This is a genomic window from Actinoplanes sp. NPDC051494 (genome assembly GCF_044454705.1).
Classification (GTDB): domain Bacteria; phylum Actinomycetota; class Actinomycetes; order Mycobacteriales; family Micromonosporaceae; genus Actinoplanes.
The window spans coordinates 41,329-60,314 of record NZ_JBITDZ010000022.1; the positions used below are offsets into that span (position 1 = coordinate 41,329).

At 71.0% G+C, this 18,986-nt stretch carries 15 protein-coding genes; 4 read left to right on the plus strand and 11 right to left on the minus strand.

Translation table 11 applies throughout. The features are described from left to right. Nucleotides 1-16: 16 nt before the first annotated feature. Genes ACIA6A_RS41105 through ACIA6A_RS41115 form a run of 3 tightly spaced genes read right to left on the minus strand, consistent with a single transcriptional unit; the run spans nucleotide 17 to nucleotide 3,659 of the window. Nucleotides 17-361, minus strand: coding sequence for an STAS domain-containing protein (locus tag ACIA6A_RS41105; protein WP_396103583.1), 345 nt, complete (start codon nucleotides 359-361; stop codon nucleotides 17-19). Beyond that, complete coding sequence (locus ACIA6A_RS41110; RefSeq protein WP_396103584.1) at nucleotides 358-2,832, minus strand: SpoIIE family protein phosphatase; 2,475 nt, start codon at nucleotides 2,830-2,832, stop codon at nucleotides 358-360. The genes ACIA6A_RS41105 and ACIA6A_RS41110 overlap by 4 nt, the downstream gene beginning before the upstream one ends. Before the next feature lie 35 nt (nucleotides 2,833-2,867). Beyond that, on the minus strand, nucleotides 2,868-3,659 hold the full coding sequence (locus ACIA6A_RS41115) for an alpha/beta fold hydrolase (protein WP_396103585.1): 792 nt from the start codon (nucleotides 3,657-3,659) through the stop codon (nucleotides 2,868-2,870). Between the two features lie 212 nt (nucleotides 3,660-3,871). Here ACIA6A_RS41115 and ACIA6A_RS41120 point away from each other — a divergent pair, with 212 nt between their 5' ends. Both ACIA6A_RS41120 and ACIA6A_RS41125 read left to right on the plus strand, forming a co-directional pair. Further along, nucleotides 3,872-5,896: a hypothetical protein gene (locus ACIA6A_RS41120; protein WP_396103586.1), complete on the plus strand. Its 2,025-nt coding sequence runs from the start codon at nucleotides 3,872-3,874 to the stop codon at nucleotides 5,894-5,896. 24 nt (nucleotides 5,897-5,920) lie between these two features. Further along, on the plus strand, nucleotides 5,921-7,390 hold the full coding sequence (locus ACIA6A_RS41125; RefSeq protein ID WP_396103587.1) for a cryptochrome/photolyase family protein: 1,470 nt from the start codon (nucleotides 5,921-5,923) through the stop codon (nucleotides 7,388-7,390). On the opposite strand, the gene ACIA6A_RS41130 is transcribed toward ACIA6A_RS41125, so the two are convergent. From ACIA6A_RS41130 to ACIA6A_RS41150, 5 genes are all read right to left on the minus strand, one after another. Further along, nucleotides 7,387-8,076: a lysophospholipid acyltransferase family protein gene (locus tag ACIA6A_RS41130; protein WP_396103588.1), complete on the minus strand. Its 690-nt coding sequence runs from the start codon at nucleotides 8,074-8,076 to the stop codon at nucleotides 7,387-7,389. The two genes, ACIA6A_RS41125 and ACIA6A_RS41130, sit on opposite strands and share 4 nt — an antisense overlap. A gap of 142 nt (nucleotides 8,077-8,218) precedes the next feature. Continuing rightward, nucleotides 8,219-9,751, minus strand: coding sequence for an alkaline phosphatase D family protein (locus tag ACIA6A_RS41135; protein WP_396103589.1), 1,533 nt, complete (start codon nucleotides 9,749-9,751; stop codon nucleotides 8,219-8,221). Nucleotides 9,752-9,795: 44 nt separating this feature from the next. Continuing rightward, entirely contained in the window at nucleotides 9,796-10,218 is a 423-nt protein-coding gene (gene ndk / locus ACIA6A_RS41140) for a nucleoside-diphosphate kinase (protein ID WP_396103590.1), read from the minus strand. A gap of 130 nt (nucleotides 10,219-10,348) precedes the next feature. Further along, complete coding sequence (locus ACIA6A_RS41145) at nucleotides 10,349-10,528, minus strand: hypothetical protein (protein WP_396103591.1); 180 nt, start codon at nucleotides 10,526-10,528, stop codon at nucleotides 10,349-10,351. Nucleotides 10,529-10,604: 76 nt separating this feature from the next. Next, a complete protein-coding gene (locus ACIA6A_RS41150; RefSeq protein ID WP_396103592.1) occupies nucleotides 10,605-10,922 on the minus strand; it encodes a hypothetical protein in 318 nt (105 codons plus the stop codon). Nucleotides 10,923-13,199: 2,277 nt separating this feature from the next. Between ACIA6A_RS41150 and ACIA6A_RS41155 the strand changes: the two genes are divergently transcribed. Then, nucleotides 13,200-13,535: a VOC family protein gene (locus ACIA6A_RS41155; protein WP_396103593.1), complete on the plus strand. Its 336-nt coding sequence runs from the start codon at nucleotides 13,200-13,202 to the stop codon at nucleotides 13,533-13,535. Between the two features lie 60 nt (nucleotides 13,536-13,595). On the opposite strand, the gene ACIA6A_RS41160 is transcribed toward ACIA6A_RS41155, so the two are convergent. The 3 genes from ACIA6A_RS41160 to ACIA6A_RS41170 are packed head-to-tail and all read right to left on the minus strand — an operon-like array spanning nucleotide 13,596 to nucleotide 17,999. Beyond that, on the minus strand, nucleotides 13,596-14,006 hold the full coding sequence (locus ACIA6A_RS41160) for a DUF4233 domain-containing protein (protein ID WP_396103594.1): 411 nt from the start codon (nucleotides 14,004-14,006) through the stop codon (nucleotides 13,596-13,598). After that, on the minus strand, nucleotides 14,003-15,328 hold the full coding sequence (locus ACIA6A_RS41165) for a bifunctional folylpolyglutamate synthase/dihydrofolate synthase (RefSeq protein WP_396103595.1): 1,326 nt from the start codon (nucleotides 15,326-15,328) through the stop codon (nucleotides 14,003-14,005). Before ACIA6A_RS41165 ends, ACIA6A_RS41160 begins: the two co-directional genes overlap by 4 nt. Before the next feature lie 31 nt (nucleotides 15,329-15,359). Next, nucleotides 15,360-17,999, minus strand: coding sequence for a valine--tRNA ligase (locus ACIA6A_RS41170; RefSeq protein ID WP_396103596.1), 2,640 nt, complete (start codon nucleotides 17,997-17,999; stop codon nucleotides 15,360-15,362). Between the two features lie 79 nt (nucleotides 18,000-18,078). Here ACIA6A_RS41170 and ACIA6A_RS41175 point away from each other — a divergent pair, with 79 nt between their 5' ends. Then, nucleotides 18,079-18,828 (plus strand): hypothetical protein, encoded by a 750-nt coding sequence (locus ACIA6A_RS41175; RefSeq protein ID WP_396103597.1) that lies wholly within the window; start codon nucleotides 18,079-18,081, stop codon nucleotides 18,826-18,828. Nucleotides 18,829-18,986 lie beyond the last annotated feature (158 nt).

The window sequence follows — 18,986 nt, forward strand, 5'->3', positions numbered from 1 at the left end:
ATCCAGCGTACGCGGACTACCGGCCCAGTTCGTCCGCGGCCCGCTCCAGATCCGTCGCCAGCAGGTCGTCGCGGAACGCGCACAGCTGCAGGGTCATCCGGGCCGCCCCGGTCTCGCCGACCACGAGCCGGATCGGGGTGCCGGCCTCGTCGAGGTCTCCGACGAGCGCGTCGAGCAGCCGCACCCCGGCGCTGTCCAGGAAAGAGACCGCGGTCAGGTCGATCAGCACGGCGCCGCTGCGGCCGGTCTGGCGCACGATCTCACGGCCGATCTCCGGGGCATTGGCCAGGTCGATCTCACCCGCGAGCCGGACCAGGTCGGCCGTGCCCATTTTGGCGAACGTCACCCACTGCTCGGTCATCGCGCCTCCCGGCGGGTACGCCGCATCGTCACCGTGGTCCCTTCCGTACGGTCGAAGTTCACGTGGTCCATCACCTGATGGATGAGCTTGAGCCCGCGGCCGCGAGTGCTGCCGCCGGGGGTGTTCTTCCAGTTGCCGCGATCGGTGACCTCGACCTCGACCGCACCGGCGGTGACCGTGGCGGTCACGTCCACGATGCCGAACGGGTCGTTGCGGTAACCGTGCTCGATGGCGTTGGCGACCGCCTCGGAGCAGGCCAGCAGCACCGCCTGGGTGCTCTCCTCGTCGATGTCGTGCGACACCAGCCAGCCGCGCAGGTCCTTGCGCAGCAGCGCGATCTGCATGGGGTCGGCACCGATCGAGCGTTCCAGCCGCTCCTCGGTGCCCAGGGAGAGACAGAGCAGGCATACGTCGTCGGCGTGGTCCCGGCCGACGAGCGACTCGGCGAGCCCGGCGGTGAGACCCGGCAACGGCGAGTCGCGCCGGCCCGCGTACGTCCGGGCCAGCACTTCGAAGCCCTTGTCGATGCGCCGGTTGCGGCGCTCGATGAGGCCGTCGGTGTACAGCAGCAGCCGGCTGCCGGGCGACAGCTGGATGCGGTGCTCGACCCGGGCGATCTTGCCGGCCCGGGAGCCGAGCGCTCCGGAACGTCCCTCCAGGAGGTACCGCGGGGATCCGCCGGGCTGGGTGAGCAGCGGCGGGAGGTGCCCGGCACACGCGTACGTCATCTCGTTGGTGGAGAGGTCGATCTCGGCGTAGGCGACGGTGGCCATCCGCGCCGACTCGACCCGGTCGACGAAGCGGTCCAGTCGTTCGAGCAGCCGGGCCGGCCCGGCCTCGGCGGAGGCGAGCGCCCGGATCGCGCTGCGCAGCTGGCCCATGGTCGTGGCCGCGTCGATGCCCCGGCCGACCACGTCGCCGACGACGACCGCGAGCTTGTCCTGGGTGATCAGGAACGCGTCGAACCAGTCGCCGCCGACCTCCAGGTCGTGCGCCGCGGCCTGATAGTGGGTCTCGACCGCGAAGCGCGGATCGGAGGGCAGGTCACCGGCGAGCAAACTGCGCTGGAGGGTACGGGCTATGGCCCGCTCCTGCTCGTACAGCCGCGCGTTCTCCAGGGCGAGCCCGGCCCGGTCGGCCAGATCGTGCAGGAATCCCGCCTCGGCCGCGGCGGTGCGCCGTCCCGGGGCCATCCGCAGCGCGAGGGTGCCGAGCACCTTGCCGCCCGCGGTCAGCGGCAGCACCGCGCAGTCCGGGTCGGGCCCGCTGTCGGTCAGCTCCGCCTTGCCGTTGGTGACCACCAGCGCGACCCGTTCGGCGAGGCGTTCCGGGTCGGGCGCGGGCCCACCGGCGTCGGCGAGCAGCCCGGCCGGCCCGATCTGCAGGCGTACGGCCGCCCACTCGGCGATCTCCGGCACCATCCGGTCGACGAGGGTCCGGGCCCGGGGCATCAGCCGGGGCACCTCCTCCAGCGCCCGCATGGTTCCGGCGAGGAAGACGGCCCGGGTCTCCCGCCGGCGCGCGTCGTCGTAGAGCCGGGCCCGGTCGAGGGCCTGCCCGGCCTGGTGCCCGAGCAGCCGCACCACGCTCAGCTCGGCGTCGCTGAGCCGACGCACCTCGGTGAACCCGAAGCTGAGCACGCCCAGCACCTCGGCGCCGATCTCCTCACCGGCGAACCCGGCGGTCAGCGGCAACAGCACGACGGTCGCGAACCCGGTGCGGCGCATGGTCGCGGCCAGCTCCGGGAAGTGCCGGTCGGCTTCCTCGACGGTACGGACGACGCGCAGCTCCCCGTGCCGGGCGATCTCGGCGATGGGGCGCGACGAGGCCCGGGGGATGTCGTCGCGGGCGGGCCCGGTCGGGTTGGTGGTGGCAACCGCGGTCAGCTGGTCCCGGTCGGGGTCCACGAGCCACACGTTGGCGCTGGCCGCGTCGAAGGCGGCGGCGGGGGCACGCACCACCGCGGCGGCGACCTCGTGCGCGCTGGGCGCGGCGGAAAGATCGGCGACCACCTGTTGCAGCGCCCGCACCCGCAGCTCGGACTCCTCCGCGGCGCGGCGCGCGGCCAGCAGCTCCTGCTCGTAGCCCCGGCGTTCGGTCGCGTTGAGGATCGTGGTGCGGATCAGCCGGGGCAGGCCGTCCGGGTCGCGCCCCAGGATCGAGTTGACCAGGGTCGGCAGTCGCTTGCCGTCGGCACAGACCACGTCGAAGGCGACCTCGTGCACGTCGTCCTGCATCGTCAGCAGCGGCGCGTAGTGCGTCTCGTGATAGATCTTGCCGCCGGCGCTGAGCAGATCACGGAAACGGCGGCGCCCGACGAGCGCGGAACGGTCGTAGCCCGTCCAGGCGAGAAACGTCTCATTGACCCGGACAATGGTTCCGTCGGGTAATGTCGTCAGGTATCCGCACGGGGCGTGCTCATAGAGATCGCCAGGATCCTCGTCCCAGGGCACGCGCAACTCCTGCGTCACTTCCGGACCATCACCGCCGTTTTCGGTCATCGCTGTCAGATATACGCCTTGATCGCGGCAACCGTCTCGGCGGGCGCGCTCAGGTTGGGACAATGCCCGGTCGCGTTCATGGCCACCAGTGTGCTCCCCTCCAGGTGCTCGTGAACATAGGCGCCGACCGCGGCCGGAGCGATCACGTCATCGGTGCACTGCAAGATCAAAGCGGGGGTACGCAGTTTCGGCAGGTCGTGTCGGTTGTCCGACATGAAAGTCACGTGCGCGAATTTCTTCGCGATCGCCGGATCGGTGGCACAGAAACTGTTGGTGAGCTCCTCGCCGAGCTCGGGCCGGTCCGGATTGCCCATGATCACCGGGGCGATGGCACTGGACCAGCCCAGATAATTGCTGTCCAGCGACTCCAGCATCTCCTCGATGTCGGCCTTGCCGAACCCTCCGGCGTAACCGGCATCGTCGATGTAGCACGGCGAGGGTCCGATCATGACCAGCTTCGCGAACCGCTCGGGCTCCCGGATCGCGGCGAGCACCCCGATCATGGCACTGACCGAGTGCCCGACGAAAACCACGTCCCGCAGATCGAGGTCGTGGATGATCGCGAGGACGTCGGACGCGTACCCCTCGAGGCTGGAGTATCGACCGGCCTCATAGGCCCGCAGGTCGGACTTCCCGGCCCCGACGTGGTCGAACAGCACCACGCGGTGGGTACCGTCGAACTCGGGCGCGACGAACCGCCACATATTCTGGTCGCAGCCGTACCCGTGCGCGAACAGCATCGGCTGCCCGTCCGGCACGCCACTGACACTGATGGCATGTCTCTGAGTCGTATTCATGTCCAGATCACCACCGGGTCACCATACGACTCCACACCGTCCCGCACATCGCCCCCTCTGTCCGTCTTTCCGCGACGTTTCTCGCCCGATTCCGGGCCTCCGCGATGTCACGCTGATCGATCACCGCCGCGACCAGGCCCGTGATGAACTGGCACACCGCCTCTAACCTGGGCAAGAGCACCACGACCCCGACAGGGAGAGGAGACCACCGGATGACCGACGAGCAAACGGGCGACCCCCGGCCGGCCCCCGACCCCCGCCCGCAGTCCCCGGCAGCCGCCCAAAACGACCTGAGCCCCACGGCCCAGACGCCCGCTGCGGGAGACGCCGCGACGGGAGAAGCCACGCCCGCGGAGCCCCCGGCCAACGCGGAGTCGCGGGTGGCCGGCCAGGACAGCCCCGAACCGCCGACCATCGCGGACCAGAACCCGGCCACCCCGCCTCCGACCACCCCGCCTCCGACCACCCAGCTGCCGGCCGACCAGGCACCCACAGCCGCCAGGCCGCCGGCCGACCAGACAGCCACCACCCCCATGCCCGCGGCCGCCGAGCAGGCACCCAGCGCCCCCACGGCCCAGCCACCCGGAGCTCTCGCGGCCCCGGCGGGCGAGGTAGCCGGCGTGCCCACGGCCTCGGCCGGCGAGGCATCCGGGGCCACCCGGGCCGCGGCTGAGCTGGCACCCACAGCGGCCCTGTCCTCGGACAAGCAGGTGTCCACCCCGGCTGGGCACGCCGACGAGGAGCGGCCGGGCGCGACGCCGGAGAACTCGACCGCGGACATTCCGGCCAGGTGGAGCGGTTCGGCCGCGGTCCCGCCGCATGTGCCGAGGAAGTCTCGCTGGTCGCGCCGCCGCGAGCCGCTGGACGACGGGCCGCTCCCGGCCGCCGACCCCTGGGCCGCGGACGAGGACTGGCCCACGATGCCGGCGGTCGACCCGTGGGCCGACCACGACACCCCCATCGACGTCCTGGCGCCGTTCCCGGAGGCTATGCCGCCCACCCGCATCGACCCCCCGGCAGCTCTGCCCCGCACCCGCATCGATCCCCCAGCGACCCCCGCCAACCAGCCGGGCACGCCGCCCCCGACCAGGATCAACGGCCCGGGCCTGCTCCCGCCGACCCGGATCGACCCGCCACCCGGTACGCAGCCGCAAGGCTGGACGCCGTCGGCAACCCCACCAGCGCCGCCAACCGGTCGACCGGAGACCTCGGCGCCGACCCCGCCACGGCCCCCGCAGCCGGCTCAGCCACAGGCGTGGACCCAGCAGCCCACCTCGACGCAGCAGCCGACCTGGACCCAGCAGCCCGCCGCGACGCCGCCGCCTGCCCCGATGCCACCGGCTGCCCCGATGCCACCGGCCGCACCCACGTCGCCGCCGGCCGCTGCCCCATCGCCCGCCAAGGAGTCCGCGCGAAAGCGCAAGCGCCGCGAAAAGGACCAGGCCAACCGCCTCCCGGTCCAGCCACGCCCGGAGGTCCCACCGCAATACGTCCAACGCGCGACCCCCGGCACCCAGCCACCAGCCGCACCCCCGCGCGCCCAACCGCCGGCCGCACCCCCGCGGGGCAGGCCGCCGACCGCACCCCCGCGTGGCCTGCCGGCGGCCAAGCCCAAGGCGCCACCGGCCCAGCCGAGGCCGTTGCCACCTCCGCGCCGCAAGCGCCGGTGGGGCCGGCGGCTGCTCATGTTCACGCTGCTCAGCGCGCTCTGCTGCTGCGGCGTCCCGTATTACTTCCTCGGTCCGATCGCTCAGCAGTACCCGGTCTCCGCCGTGCTCCCGCAGTCCGTCGGCGACCTGGGCCTGCGCGATGACGCCGCCGGGCAGCAGGCCGTCGAGCGGCTGTCCGAGGATCTGCAGGGGGTCAGCCTGTTCGGTGGGGCGCCGTTCGCCGGGCTGTATTCCGACGGCAGCGGCAAGCGGGTCACCCTGTTCGGGACCACCGGGCTGCGGCTCACCCCGGAGGCCGATGTCGTGGCCGAGCTGGACCATCTGACCCCGGATTATCAGATCCGCGACGTCGAGGCCTACGACCTGGGCGTGAGCGGCGTGCACACGCGTTGTGGCACCGGGTGGTCCGACGGCAAGGCGCTGGTCGTCTGTGCGTGGGCCGATCGGGGCAGCCTCGGCACTGCGTTGTTCACCCGGCGGTCGGCTCAGGAGAGTGCCGAGCTCACCGGCAAGTTCCGCAGTGCGGTGCTCAACCCGCGGTTCGAGGACACCGCTGGAATCCTCTGATCAGAATCGGGTAATACATCCGTTATGACCAGGCGCTGGCTGTTCGCCGACCAACTCGGTCCGCACTTTCTCGACGAGCCGGGTCAGCCGGTGCTGCTGGTGGAGTCGAAGGCCGTTTTCCGGCGGCGCGTGTTCCACCGGCAGAAGGCCCACCTGGTGCTGTCCGCTCTCCGGCATCGGGCCGCGGAGCTGGGAGATCAGGCCGATGTGGTACGCGCTGAGACGTACACGCAGGTGGTCGGCGGTTATCCCGGTGGCCTGAGTGTGTGTCATCCGACGTCGCGGGCCGCTCGCGCCCTGGTCGGCCGGCTCGGCGTCGAGGTGCTGGGCCCGCGCGGTTTCGCCACGTCGCCGGAGGATTTCGTCGCGTGGGCCGGTGGGCGCCGCGGGTTGAAGATGGAGGATTTCTACCGTGACGCGCGGCGCCGGCACGGGATCCTGATGGACGGTGCCGAGCCGGCCGGTGGCACGTGGAACCTCGACGCCGACAACCGGGAGCCTCCGCCGCGGGGTGCCGGGCGGCTCGGGGTCGAGGACCCGCCCGCGATCGTCGAGGACGCGATCGACCACGGCGTACGCGAAGATCTTGATCGGTGGCAGCGGGACGACGGCATCGAGTTCCTCGGCCGGGACGGCCCGCGGCTCTTCCCGGCGACCCGGCGGGAAGCGCTGGCGCGGCTGCGGCACTTCGTGGAGCACCGCCTGCCGTCGTTCGGGCCCTACGAGGACGCCATGCTGGCCGGGGATCCGCTGATGGCGCACAGCATGCTCAGCGCGCCGATCAACCTGGGCCTGCTCGACCCGCTCGAGGTCGTCGAACGCGCCGAGGACGCCTACCGCAGCGGCGCCGCGCCGCTCAACAGCGTCGAGGGCTTCGTCCGGCAGATCATCGGCTGGCGGGATTTCATCTGGCACCTGTACTGGTATTTCGAGCCGGACTACCGGCGTTCCAACGAGCTGGGCGCCCGGCGTCACCTGCCGAAATGGTTCGCCGAACTGGACGCAGACGCGGTGCAGGCCCGGTGCCTGCGGGATGTGCTCGCCGGGGTCCGGGACCGCGGCTGGGTGCACCACATCCCCCGGCTCATGGTGCTGGGGAACTACGCCATGCAGCGCGGGTGGCATCCGGGGGAACTCGCCGACTGGTTCCACCGGGCGTTCGTCGACGGCTACGAGTGGGTCATGACCGCCAATGTGGTGGGCATGAGCCAGTACGCGGACGCCGGCCGGATGAGCACGAAACCGTACGCGGCGGGCGGCGCCTATATCCACCGGATGAGCGACTACTGCGGCGGCTGCCCCTATGACCCGAAAGTGCGGGTGGGTGCGGACGCGTGCCCGTACACGGCGGGTTACTGGTCGTTCCTGAAGCGCAACGAGGCTCAGCTGAGCGGCAACCACCGGATGCGGCAGCCGATGCGCGGCCTCGGCCGCCTTTCCGACCTGGACGCCCTGGTCGAGCAGGAGAAGGCGCGAGGCAGCCGCGCTCCCTAGGACTCCTCGGGCTCCGCCGCACCCGGGCGCTTGGGCGCGTACCGCGGCACGTACTCCTGGCCGGTCAGCTTCTGGATCTCAGCCATGACCTCGTCGGTGAGCGCACGCTGCGAGGCGCGGTCGTCGGGACGGCCGGTGGTGTCGATCGGCTTGCCGAACTTCACCGTGACCGGGCCCCGGCCGGGCATCGGCAGGAGCTGGCCGATCGGCTGCGCCTTGTCGGTGCCGAGCATGCCGACCGGGATGATGGGCACGCCGGCCGCGATCGCGAGACGCGCGACACCCGTACGCCCGCGGTAGAGCTTGCCGTCCGGCGAGCGCGTCCCCTCGGGGTAGACCGCGACCATGTCACCGGCCTTGAGCACCGGGATCGCACCGTCGAACGCGGCGAGGGCGGCACGGCCACCGGCCCGCTCGACCTTGATCGCCCCGAGCCCGTTCATGACGTGCTTGGTGATGCGGCCACGCACGCCTTTGCCCTCGAAATACTCTTCCTTGGCCCAGAAGGCGAGGTGCCGTGGCACGACCGAGCCCAGGAAGAGCTCGTCGGCGACGGACAGGTGGTTGCCCGCGAAGATCGCACCGCCGGTGGCCGGGATGTTCTCGATCCCTTCGACGCGAGGCCGGAAGCCGAGCATCATCACGTTTCCGACTGTGATTTTGCCGATTGAGTAGAGCAGCGGCAACGTGTTCCTCCGGCGGGGACTGCAAAGAAAGGTGGGGGCCGTAGGAGATTATCCGACGCCGCACCGGGCCCTGCCGTCGAGCCGGGACGGCCGGCTCGACATTTGCCGCACAAGGCGGCAAATGTCTCGCTCGGCGCGGATGTCAGTGCAGGTGGGACGGGGTCAGGGTGGTGCTCCAGAGTGACTCGCCGTCCCGATCGCGCAGATCGACCCGGAAAGCTCCGGTACGCCCGTCGATGCGCACCTCGCCGAAATGCTGGAACCCCTCGGCCGGGGACGCGTTCGCGACCGGCGGCGTGTGGATGAACGCGGTGTCCGGCCCGAACGTGGCGTCCAGCGCGTTGGGACCGAACGCGCCGGCGTGGGCCGGGCCGGAGACGAACTCCCAGAACGGCGTGAAGTCCTGCACCGCGGCCCGCGCCGGGTCGTAGTGGTGCGCGGCGCTGTAGTGCACGTCCGCGGTCAGGAACACGATCCCGGTCACGCCGGCCCGGTGCGCCGCGCGCAGGACCTGAGCGAACTCCAGCTCCCGGCCCTTCGGCGCACCCGGGTCACCCTGCGCGACACCCTCCTGCGCCGTGGGCCCGTCCGGCACCACGATGCCCAGCGGCAGGTCGTTGGCGATGACCTTCCAGGTGGCGCGGGAGTCTTTGAGCCCCTGGATCAGCCACTCCCGCTGCTCCCTGCCGAGCAGGCCACGGCCGGGATCCGCGTACGTGTTGCCGTCGTTGGCGTCCTTGAACGTGCGCATGTCCAGCACGAAGACGTCCAGGAGCGGGCCGTGCGAGATCTTGCGGTGGACCGGTCCGCTAGCGGCCGGCGTCGGGACCCATTCGTGGTACGCCCGCTGAGCGCGCGCCGCGAGCACGTCGACCCGCTTCTCGGTGTAACGGGCGTCGTCCAGGATCTCGCCCGGATACCAGTTGTTCAACACTTCGTGGTCGTCCCACTGGTTGATCTGCGGGACCTCCGCCGCGAACGCCTTGTACGCGTCGTCGAGCAGGTTGTACGCGTACTGCCCGCGATACTCGGTGAGCGTCTCGGCGACCTTGGACTTCTCCTCGGTCATCAGGTTGCGCCAGATCTGGCCGTCCGGCAGCGTGACCTGCGCCGTCAACGGCCCGTCGGCATAGACGGTGTCACCGCTGTGCAACAGGAAGTCCGGCCGGCGGCGGCGCATCGATTCAAAGATCTTGAGCCCACCGTACGCGGGATCGATGCCCCAGCCCTGCCCGACCACGTCACCGGTCCACACGAACGAGATGTCCTGTTTCCGGGTCGCGGCGGTGCTGAGCTGACCGGGCACCGGCACGCTGAACAGGCCGGGGCGGTCGAGGCTCTCCACCCGTACCGCATAGAACAGGCGCTCGCCCGCGGGCAGGCCGCGCAATCGCACCTTGCCGGTGAAATCGGTTTTCGGGGTGAGCACCGGCCCGCGCACGCGGCGTGCCCCGCGCAGATCCGGGCGGCGACTGACGTCCACCCACATCCGGCCCGGCCGGTCCGCCCGGGTCCACACGACGGCGGTGTCGGCGGTGGCATCACCACTCTGCACACCGTGGGTGATCATCGGGCGGTTCCGGGACTCCGCGAGCGCGGGGACCGCGGGGAAGGCGCTCAGCACGCCGCCCGCGAGCCCCGCCCGCAACAAGCTTCGTCGATCGATCAAGGTCATGCCGCCGGTCTACCGGCCGGACATGAATACCGGGTTGCCCCCGGTCAGAGGTTGGGGAACCAGAGTGCGAGTTCCCGCTTCGCGCTGTCCACGCCGTCCGACGCGTGCACGAGGTTCTCCCGGTTGGACAGCGACAGGTCGCCACGGATCGTGCCGGCGGCGGCCTTGCGCCCGTCGGTGGCGCCGATCAGGCCACGCACGACCGCGATGACATCGTCACCGGAGAGCACCACGGCGGCCAGCGGCCCGCTCGTCATGAATTCCTTCAGCGGCGGGTAAAAACCCTTGTCCACGTGCTCCGCGTAGTGCTGGTCGGCGAGCTCGGCGTCCATGGTGCGAACCTCGAGCGCGTCGATCACGAGGCCCTTGCGCTCGAACCGGCCGAGGATCTCCCCCAACAGGCCGCGCCGCAGCGCATCGGGCTTGACGAGCACGAGCGAGCGCTCGGCGGCAGGGCTGGTGGACACGAGCGGTGCCTCCTACAAGTTGACACGCCGGGGCAGGCGTTCGGAGATGTCAGCCTATCGGTACCTCGTTTTCCGCGTACGCCAACCGCCCGGTCGCGCACTTTCCCCCCGAGGCCGGAGCTACGTAATCTCATGGGTAAGTAACCGGGAGGTCCACAGTGGCGAACCAGAACGGCCGGCCCGTCGCTCCGGCCCGCAAGCTCGTGGCCGCGGTGGTCGGCACCATCGCGGTGTTCGTGATGCTGTTCGGCCTCGGCATGTCGAGCTGGGCCATCGTCGCGCTCGGCGCGGCCATGCTGGCCCTGGCCATCGGCGTCGGCATCGTCAACGTGGCCCGCCGCGGCGCACGTGCCTGGGTCTCAGGAAACGCCCAGGTCAAGGCCATCTCAGAACGCCCCCTCACGGCCCTCTACGGCCGTGCCGAACTCCAGATCCTGATCATGGCCCCAGGCCTGCCGCACGCCGAGGTCACCGTGCGCGACCCCCGCGTCCCGGTGCCGAAATGGCCCCTGGTCGGCGACATCCTCCCCATCACGGTCGACGTCGACGACATGCGCCGGGTAAAAATCGACTGGGATGAGGCCGAGAACCGCGACGGCTCGCTCACCGTCCCCCCACCGGCCTTCCTGGACGACGACCGCCCCGACGACGACCTCCTCGGCGGAGACCCGGAACCCCCACCCTGGGTGACCCGTGACCGCCAATGGGGCCGAGGCCCGGACGAACCCCCACCCCCGCCCCCCAACCCCCTGACGTCCGCCGACGACGACATCCCCCCACCACCCCCACCGGCCCACGTCATAGTCCGCGACGACCCGGGAGGCCCGATACTGGAAGGCCAACTGGTAGGCGACCAGGACGAATACACCCAGCCCCTACCCCAGCGAGCCCGCACAGCCACGGCAACGGCCCCACCCCCACCGGTAGCCACCCCGAAGCCCCGCCCCAGACCCAGGCCGACCGCAGCCCCCACCTCCCCAGCCCCCACCTCCCCAGCCCCCACTCCCCCAGCACCCACGTCCCCGGCGCCCACGTCCCCGGCCCCGCGCCCCGCAGCCGCGCGATCCGCAGCCGCGCCCCCTGCCGCGCCGCCCCCTACCGCGCCGACCTCTTCCTCGGCTTCAGCCTTTTCCTCGGCGCCGGCACGCCCCTCCCCTGCCCCGGTATCCCCGGCGCCGACCTCAACCCCACCGGCAGCCCACCCCTCAGCCGCCGCCCCGACGTCGCCGGCCGGCCCAACTACCGCCTCGCGGTCCCAGGCCGGCCCATCTGTGGCCTCGCCGTCCCCGGCCCAGCGGCCCGACACCGCCGCCGAGGCCCGGAGCCGCCCACCCGCCGCCCCGGCAGCACAGACCCGCCCCGCCGCCGCCCCGGCAGCACCGACCCAGCCCCCCGCGACGGCCGGGACCCCGTCCGCTCCTGCCCCGTCCCAGGCCGCCCCGTCCCAGGCCGCCCCGTCCCAGGCCGCCTCCTCCCAGGCCGCCTCCTCCCAGGCCGCCTCCTCCCAGGCCGCCTCCTCCCAGGCCGCCCAGAGCGAGGCTGCCCCGTCCCAGGCTGCCCCCGCTGGTCCATCCGCCCGCCCGGCAGCGCCGTCCTCATCGGCCATTACCCCGGACGACGAGATCGACCTCCCCCTGGACGGCGACCCGGAGCCCGCACCGGAATACCAGCCCCAATCCCGAGCCTCCATGGCCGCAGGAGTGATGGCACCCCCGGCCAAGGACCCGTCCCCCCAGCAAAAGTCCCTGGACGACGACCTCCTGGGCGACCTGGAACCGCCCCCCTGGCAGAAGCGATCCCCGGAGCCCTCAACAAGGACCCCGGCCGACGCGGGCCCGAGGACAACGACGCCGACCTCAGAACCCCGCCCATCAGCCCAACCCTCCCGGCCCGACCAGTCCGGCGGCACCCCCACGTCCCCACCACCCGGGCCCGGCCCATCAGCCGGACCCAGCACCCCAGCCGGACCCCGCGCATCCGCCGCATCCGGCCCGCCCACCGGACCAGGCCCGGCCACAGGGTCCAGCCGATCAGCCGAAACCGGCTCGCCTGCCGGACCCGTCGCGTCTGCTGGACCGGGGCCGTCTGCTGGACCAGGGCCGTCAGGCGGGCCCGGCGCGTCCTCGTCCGGGGCTCAGCCGTTCGCGGCACCGCGGGCCCAGCGCCGACCGGGATCCGGGCAGTCCGCCGAGGGCGACACCCAGGAGCCCGTCCATCACACCGGGTTGGCAGCAGCAGTCGCCGCCGGCGTAGCAGCGGTGGCCGGAGCATTCCGAACAAAGCAGGCACCACCGACCGAGACAACCGGCCCGGCGCCGTCGACCGCCTCCGCACAGGCCCCGGATCCGGCTCCCACCCAGACCGCTCCCACCCAGACCGCTCCCACCCAGCGCACTCCCACCTCCGAGCAGGACTCCCGGCAGGCTTCCCGTCCCAGCCCGGAACCGACGCCGATCTCGGAACTGCGGACCCCCACCCCGGCCTCGAACCCGCCCACTGCCCCGGCCCCAGCAGCCCCTGCACAGGCACCCCCCGCCGCAGGCCGTGAATCGGAAGACCGCAAGACAGAAAGCCGCGCACCCGAGGGCCGCGCACCAGGCGTCCCGAATCCGCCACCCCCCGCCACGCCACCCCCCGCTCCGTCAACGCCAGCTCCGTCAACGCCCACCCCTGCACCGACTGAACGCCAGCCGCCGACGACGACGTCTGCGGCGTCTGCGGCCGTCCCGCCGAGGTCCGGGCCGTCCGCGTCGGGTACCGCGAAGGTTCCGCCGCAGGCCCCTCGGTCTGGTTTCGGGCAGAACGGGTCAGTTCGGCCGCATACCAAGGGGCAGCGGCCGCCGGTTCCGGAGTTCAATCCGTGGGCGGAGCTCGAGGGCGGGTTCGAGCCGGGGAACCGGGCCGATGAGCTGATCACCGCGTACCCGAGTGCTCGCCCGGGCGCCTCGGGGGCCATCCACGGCGTAGGCATCACGGTGCTGGTGACGAGTCTGGAACGCTCGATCGCGTTCTACAAGGACATGCTCGGGTTCTACGAGATCGACTCGGGTCCGGGGAGCGCCGTGCTGGCGTCCGGCGACACGCGGCTGGTTCTTCGTACCGTCCATGATCTGTCCGCGGTCGGTCGTCTGATCTATCTGAACCTCGAGGTCGGCGACGTGGAGGCCGTCTACGAGGAGCTCAAGCGCAAGGGTGTCGCGTTCGTCCACGGGCCTCGCCCGGTGAACCGGGGTGACAAGCTCGAGCTCTGGGCCGCGTCGTTCCACGACCCGGACAACCACAACATCGCCATCACGCAGTGGAGAGCCATCCGCTGACGAAAACCGGCCGCTGACAAGAACCGGCCGCCAGGATTTCCCTGGCGGCCGGCTTGTTTCTCACGCTTTCGGTGCCCGTCTAGGGGCCGATTCGAGGGTACGGCGTACGTACAGCGCATACACCCACGCCGCACCGAAGATGATGCCGAGCGCGCTCAGTGACCAGTGGATGAAGCCGGCCGCGAGCAGGAGCACCTGCAGTACCGTGCCGGCCGTCCACGCCCAGGGCCGGCGCATGCTTCCGGCCAGCAGGATCGCCAGCACGGCGAGCGCCACCACCGCGCCGACGCCCCAGCCGCCGAGCTCGCCACCGAACTGCCGGATCGGCTGGATGGCGACCAGCAGGATGATGGCTTCGAGCGTCAGCGCGCCGGCACCGAGTCCCCGTACGGCGGCGGCGGGATTTTTCAGCCCGGACCGCAGTGCCGGATCGTCCTCGGCCGGGGCGGGGTCAGTGGGGCCGGTGGTCATTTCTTCAGCAGCTTCCTGGCGTCCGCGACCGTCACGACCGAGCCGGTGATCAGGACCGCGACCCCGCTGTGTTCGCCGTTCGTGTCCTCCTCGGCCAGCACCACGGCTTCCTCGATGGCGTCCGGCATCGTGTCGGCGACAGTGACCCGGTCCTCGCCGAAGATGTCAGCGGCCAGTTCGGCGAGCTCGTTGAGCGGCATCGACCGCGGTGAGCTGTTCTGTGTCACCACGAGGCGGGCCGTCACGGGTTCGAGCAGGGCGAGGATGCCCTCGACGTCCTTGTCGCCGAGGAACGCGACCACCACGACGAGGTGGCGGAACGCAAACTCCTCCTCGAGGGCCTTGACCGTGGCGGCCATGCCGTGCGGGTTGTGGGCGCCGTCGAGCAGGATCGTCGGGGCGCTGCGGACCCGTTCGAGGCGGCCGGGCGAGTCGACGGTCGCGAACCCCTCGCGGACGACGTCGGCGTCGAGCTGACGCTCGGTGCCCGCGCCGAGGAACGCCTCGACCGCCGCCACCGCGAGCGCCGCGTTCTGTGCCTGGTGGGCGCCGAACAGCGGCAGGAAGATCTCGTCGTAGACGCCGCCGAGACCCTGGATGGTGAGCACCTGTCCGCCGACCGCCTGGTCGCGCCGGATCACGCCGAACTCGTTGCCCTCCCGGGCGACCGTGGCCCCCACCTGCGCGGAACGCTCCAGCAGGGGGCGCAGCGCCTCCTCGGTCTGCAGCGCCGTGATCACGGTGGCACCCGGGTGGATGATGCCGGCCTTGGCCCAGGCGATGTCCTCGATGGTGTCGCCGAGCCACTCGGTGTGGTCGAGCCCGATCGGGGTGATGACGCAGACCCCCGCCTCGATGACGTTGGTCGCGTCCTCCTCGCCACCGAGCCCCACCTCGACGACCGCGATGTCGACGGGCGCGTCGGCGAACGCCGCGTACGCCATCGCGGTGGTCATGTCGAAATAGGTGAGCGGTTCGGGTGACTTGTTGTCGATCAGCTCGCTGAGCGGCTCGATGTCGTCGTAGATGGTGGCGAGCTGTTCCTCGGACACCGGCTCGCCGTCGAGGCTGATGCGTTCCCGGACACTTTCCAGGTGCGGGCTCGTGTAGCGGCCGGTGTGCAGCCCGTGCGCCCGCAACAGGCTGTCGATCATCCGGGCGGTCGAGGTCTTGCCGTTGGTTCCGGTGAGATGGATGGCCGGGTACGCCCGCTGCGGGCTGCCCAGCACGTCCATGAGGTCACGGATCTTCTGCATGTCGAAGTCCATGCGGGTGAAGCCGCGCCTGTCGAGCGCGGCCACCACCTCTTCGTAGCTGCTCATGCTGGTTCCCGTCGCGGGAGTAGTGACGTGCTCATGCTGTGGGCAACGCTTCGAGGGCCGCCGCAATTCTCGTGAGGTCCGCCTCGGCCGTGGCCAGGCGCTCCTTGATCTTCGCGACCACCTGCTCGGGCGCCTTCGCGACGAACGACTCGTTGCCGAGCTTGCCGCGGCACTGGGCCAGTTCCTTCTCGGCGCCGACCCGGTCCTTCTCGAGCCGGGCCCGTTCGGCCGCGACGTCGATCGTGCCCCGGGTGTCGAGGTCGACCGTGATGCCGCCGGTGACCGCGAGGGTGGCGGTGGCGGTGAACTCGGCGGCCGGCGCGTCGAGCCGCGAGAGCGACCGGATCAGTCCCTCGTGCGTGTCGATGCCGACGTTGCCGAGACCGGTGAGCGCGGCACTGACCCGCTGGCCGGGACGCAGGCCCTGGTCGGCACGGAATCGCCGGACCTCGGTGACCACCTTCTGCAGCGCGGCCAGCTCCTCCTCGGCGGCGTCGTCGATCAGCACCTTGTCGACGGCCGGCCACGCGGCCCGGGTCAGCGTCTCGCCGCCGGTCAGCACGGTCCACAGCTCCTCGGTGACGAACGGGATCACCGGGTGCAGCAGGCGCAGCAGCTGGTCCAGGACGTGACCGAGGACCCGGCGCGACAGGGCCGCCCCGGGGGCGTCACCGGACAGGACCGGCTTGCTGAGCTCGAGGTACCAGTCGCAGACGTCGTCCCACGCGAAGTGGTAGAGCGTGTCGCAGACCTTGGCGTACTCGTACGTCGCGAACAGCTCGTCGACCTCGCCGATCACATGCTGCAGCCGCGACAGGATCCACTTGTCGACCGACGACAGCTCACTCGGCGCCGGCAGCTCACCCTCGACGGTCGCACCGTTCATCAGCGCGAAGCGGGTCGCGTTCCACAGCTTGTTGCAGAAGTTGCGGGAGCCCTGGCACCACTCCTCGCTGATCGGCACGTCCGAACCCGGGTTGGCGCCGCGCGCCAGCGTGAAACGGGTCGCGTCGGCGCCGTAACGCTCGATCCAGTCGAGCGGGTCGACGACATTGCCGAACGACTTCGACATCTTCTTGCCGTGCCCGTCGCGGACCATGCCGTGCAGGTTGACCACCTTGAACGGCGGCTCACCGTCCATCGCGTACAGGCCGAACATCATCATCCGGGCGACCCAGAAGAACAGGATGTCGTAGCCGGTGACCAGCACACTGGTCGGGTAGAACTTCGCCAGCGTCTCGGTCTGCTCCGGCCAGCCCATCGTGGAGAACGGCCACAGCCCGGACGAGAACCACGTGTCGAGCACGTCCTCGTCCTGGTGCCAGCCCTCGCCGGACGGCGGCTCCTCGTCGGGTCCGACGCAGACGACCTCGCCGGCCGGGCCGTACCAGATCGGGATGCGGTGACCCCACCAGAGCTGGCGCGAGATGCACCAGTCATGCATGTTGTCGACCCAGGCGAAGTAACGCTTGGAGAGCTCCGCCGGCTCGATCGTGACCCGACCGTCGCGCACCGCGTCACCGGCCGCCTTGGCGAGCGGGCCGGTGTTGACGAACCACTGCAGCGACAGCCGCGGCTCGACGGTGGTCTTGCATCGCGAGCAATGCCCGACCGAGTGCACGTACGGACGCTTCTCGGCAACGATCCGGCCCTGCTCGCGCAGAGCGTCGACCACGGCCGGGCGGGCCTCGTAACGGTCCAGCCCCTCGAACGGCCCGGGCACGGTGACCACGGCCCGCTCATCCATGATCGTGATGCTGGGCAGGTTGTGCCGCTGGCCGATCTCGAAGTCGTTCGGGTCGTGCGCCGGGGTCACCTTGACCGCGCCGGTGCCGAACGCCGGGTCGACGTGCTCGTCGGCGACGATCGGGATGCGCCGGCCGGTCAACGGCAGCTCGACCTCGGTGCCGATCAGGTGCTTGTAGCGCTCGTCGTCGGGGTGCACGGCCACCGCGGTGTCACCGAGCATCGTCTCGGCCCGGGTGGTGGCCACCACGATCGCGTTGTCGCCGTCGCCGTAGCGGATCGAGACGAGCTCGCCGTCGTCCTCGGAGTGCTCCACCTCGATGTCGCTGAGCGCGGTCAGACAGCGCGGACACCAGTTGATGATCCGGTTGGCCCGGTAGATCAACTTGTCGTCGTACAGCCGCTTGAAGATCGTCTGGACGGCCCGGGACAGGCCCTCGTCCATGGTGAAGCGCTCCCGGCTCCAGTCGACGGAGTCGCCGAGGCGCCGCATCTGCCCCAGGATCGCGCCACCGGACTCGGCCTTCCACTCCCAGACCTTCTCCACGAACTTCTCGCGGCCCAGGTCGTGCCGGGACATCTGCTGAGCGGCCAGCTGCCGCTCGACGACGTTCTGCGTGGCGATGCCGGCGTGGTCCATGCCCGGCAGCCAGAGCACCTCGAACCCCTGCATCCGCTTGAGACGGCTCAGAGTGTCTTGAATGGTGTGGTCCAGGGCATGGCCGACGTGCAGGGAGCCGGTCACGTTGGGCGGCGGGATCACGATGGAGAACGGGGGCTTGTCGCTGGCCGGGTCCGCCTCGAAGTAGCCGGACGATACCCAGTGCTCATACCGCCGCTGCTCTACCTCGCCCGGCTGATACTGGGCGGAGAGGCCACCGGTCGGCCGGCTGTCGGGGGTACGGGTATCGGTCGTGTCGGTCACCCGGCAAGTTTACGGAGCCCGCGCCGGTGTGCTGCGTCCGCCCGCCCCGCCTGTGGATAACTGTTGTTAGGCTCGCACGATGTCAGATTCCCCGGCTCCTCCGCGCCACGAGGAGACCGAGCCCTCGAACGCGCCGCCCCTGGCCGACGAACCCGCCCCGATCCCCGAGCCGGTCGTCCCGGCACCGATCGCCGCAGGTCAGCCGGTCGAGATCTCGGACCTCCCGTTCGCCCTCACCGAGCCCGCCGACGAGGAGACCGAGGAGAAGGCACCGCGGTCGCGGACCAGGACCATCGTGCTCGGCTCCCTGCTGACGGTCACCCTCGCCGGCGTCGGAATCCTGGGGTACGCGGGTTGGCGCATCTCCTCGCAGAAGGACGCCACGGTGACGGCGCCCGCTCAGGTCGGCAAACTCCAGCTCGACACCAGTGAGGAGGGGCGCTCGACGGCGGACTACCTCCAGACCGCCCTTTCCGCGGAGGTCGACCTGGACAAAGCGGTGGGCGGCGTCTACTCGGACGGCAGCCCGAACAACGTGCTCTTCTTCGGCGGGACAACGCTGATCTGGGCCCCGGGCAGCGACCTCGAGACCGCGTTCGAGCTCATCGCCGACGACCAGGGCGCGGTGACCGGCCTGCACGACGTCGACGCCGGCCCGCTCGGCGGCACGGCGAAGTGCGGAACCACCAAGACCGACAACACCGACATGGCGGTCTGCGGCTGGGCCGACCACGGCAGCCTCGCGCTCGCCATGTTCCCCGGCCGCCCGAACGACGAGGCCGCGAAGCTGCTCATCGAGATCCGCTCAGCGGCTCAGAAGCGCGACTGACAGACCCCGGGACAACAATGGCCGGCCCACTGGGCCGGCCATTTCTTTCACAACTGCGGGCAGAAACGCAGAAACGCCCGTCCGAACCTGGTTAAAGGTTCGGACGGGCGTTCCGTCACGTTGAGTCCGGCGGCGTCCTACTCTCCCACACCCTCCCG

What these genes read in the sequence shown, in the direction of transcription:
- ACIA6A_RS41160 (WP_396103594.1), bottom strand. Translation starts at nt 14,006, where the DNA reads ATGACCACCGGCCCCACTGACCCCGCCCCGGCCGAGGACGATCCGGCA.
- ACIA6A_RS41115 (WP_396103585.1), bottom strand. Translation starts at nt 3,659, where the DNA reads ATGAATACGACTCAGAGACATGCCATCAGTGTCAGTGGCGTGCCGGAC.
- ACIA6A_RS41165 (WP_396103595.1), bottom strand. Translation starts at nt 15,328, where the DNA reads ATGAGCAGCTACGAAGAGGTGGTGGCCGCGCTCGACAGGCGCGGCTTC.
- ACIA6A_RS41120 (WP_396103586.1), top strand. Translation starts at nt 3,872, where the DNA reads ATGACCGACGAGCAAACGGGCGACCCCCGGCCGGCCCCCGACCCCCGC.
- ACIA6A_RS41135 (WP_396103589.1), bottom strand. Translation starts at nt 9,751, where the DNA reads ATGACCTTGATCGATCGACGAAGCTTGTTGCGGGCGGGGCTCGCGGGC.
- ACIA6A_RS41175 (WP_396103597.1), top strand. Translation starts at nt 18,079, where the DNA reads ATGTCAGATTCCCCGGCTCCTCCGCGCCACGAGGAGACCGAGCCCTCG.
- ACIA6A_RS41145 (WP_396103591.1), bottom strand. Translation starts at nt 10,528, where the DNA reads ATGGCCAGGGCCAGCATGGCCGCGCCGAGCGCGACGATGGCCCAGCTC.
- ACIA6A_RS41105 (WP_396103583.1), bottom strand. Translation starts at nt 361, where the DNA reads ATGACCGAGCAGTGGGTGACGTTCGCCAAAATGGGCACGGCCGACCTG.
- ACIA6A_RS41125 (WP_396103587.1), top strand. Translation starts at nt 5,921, where the DNA reads ATGACCAGGCGCTGGCTGTTCGCCGACCAACTCGGTCCGCACTTTCTC.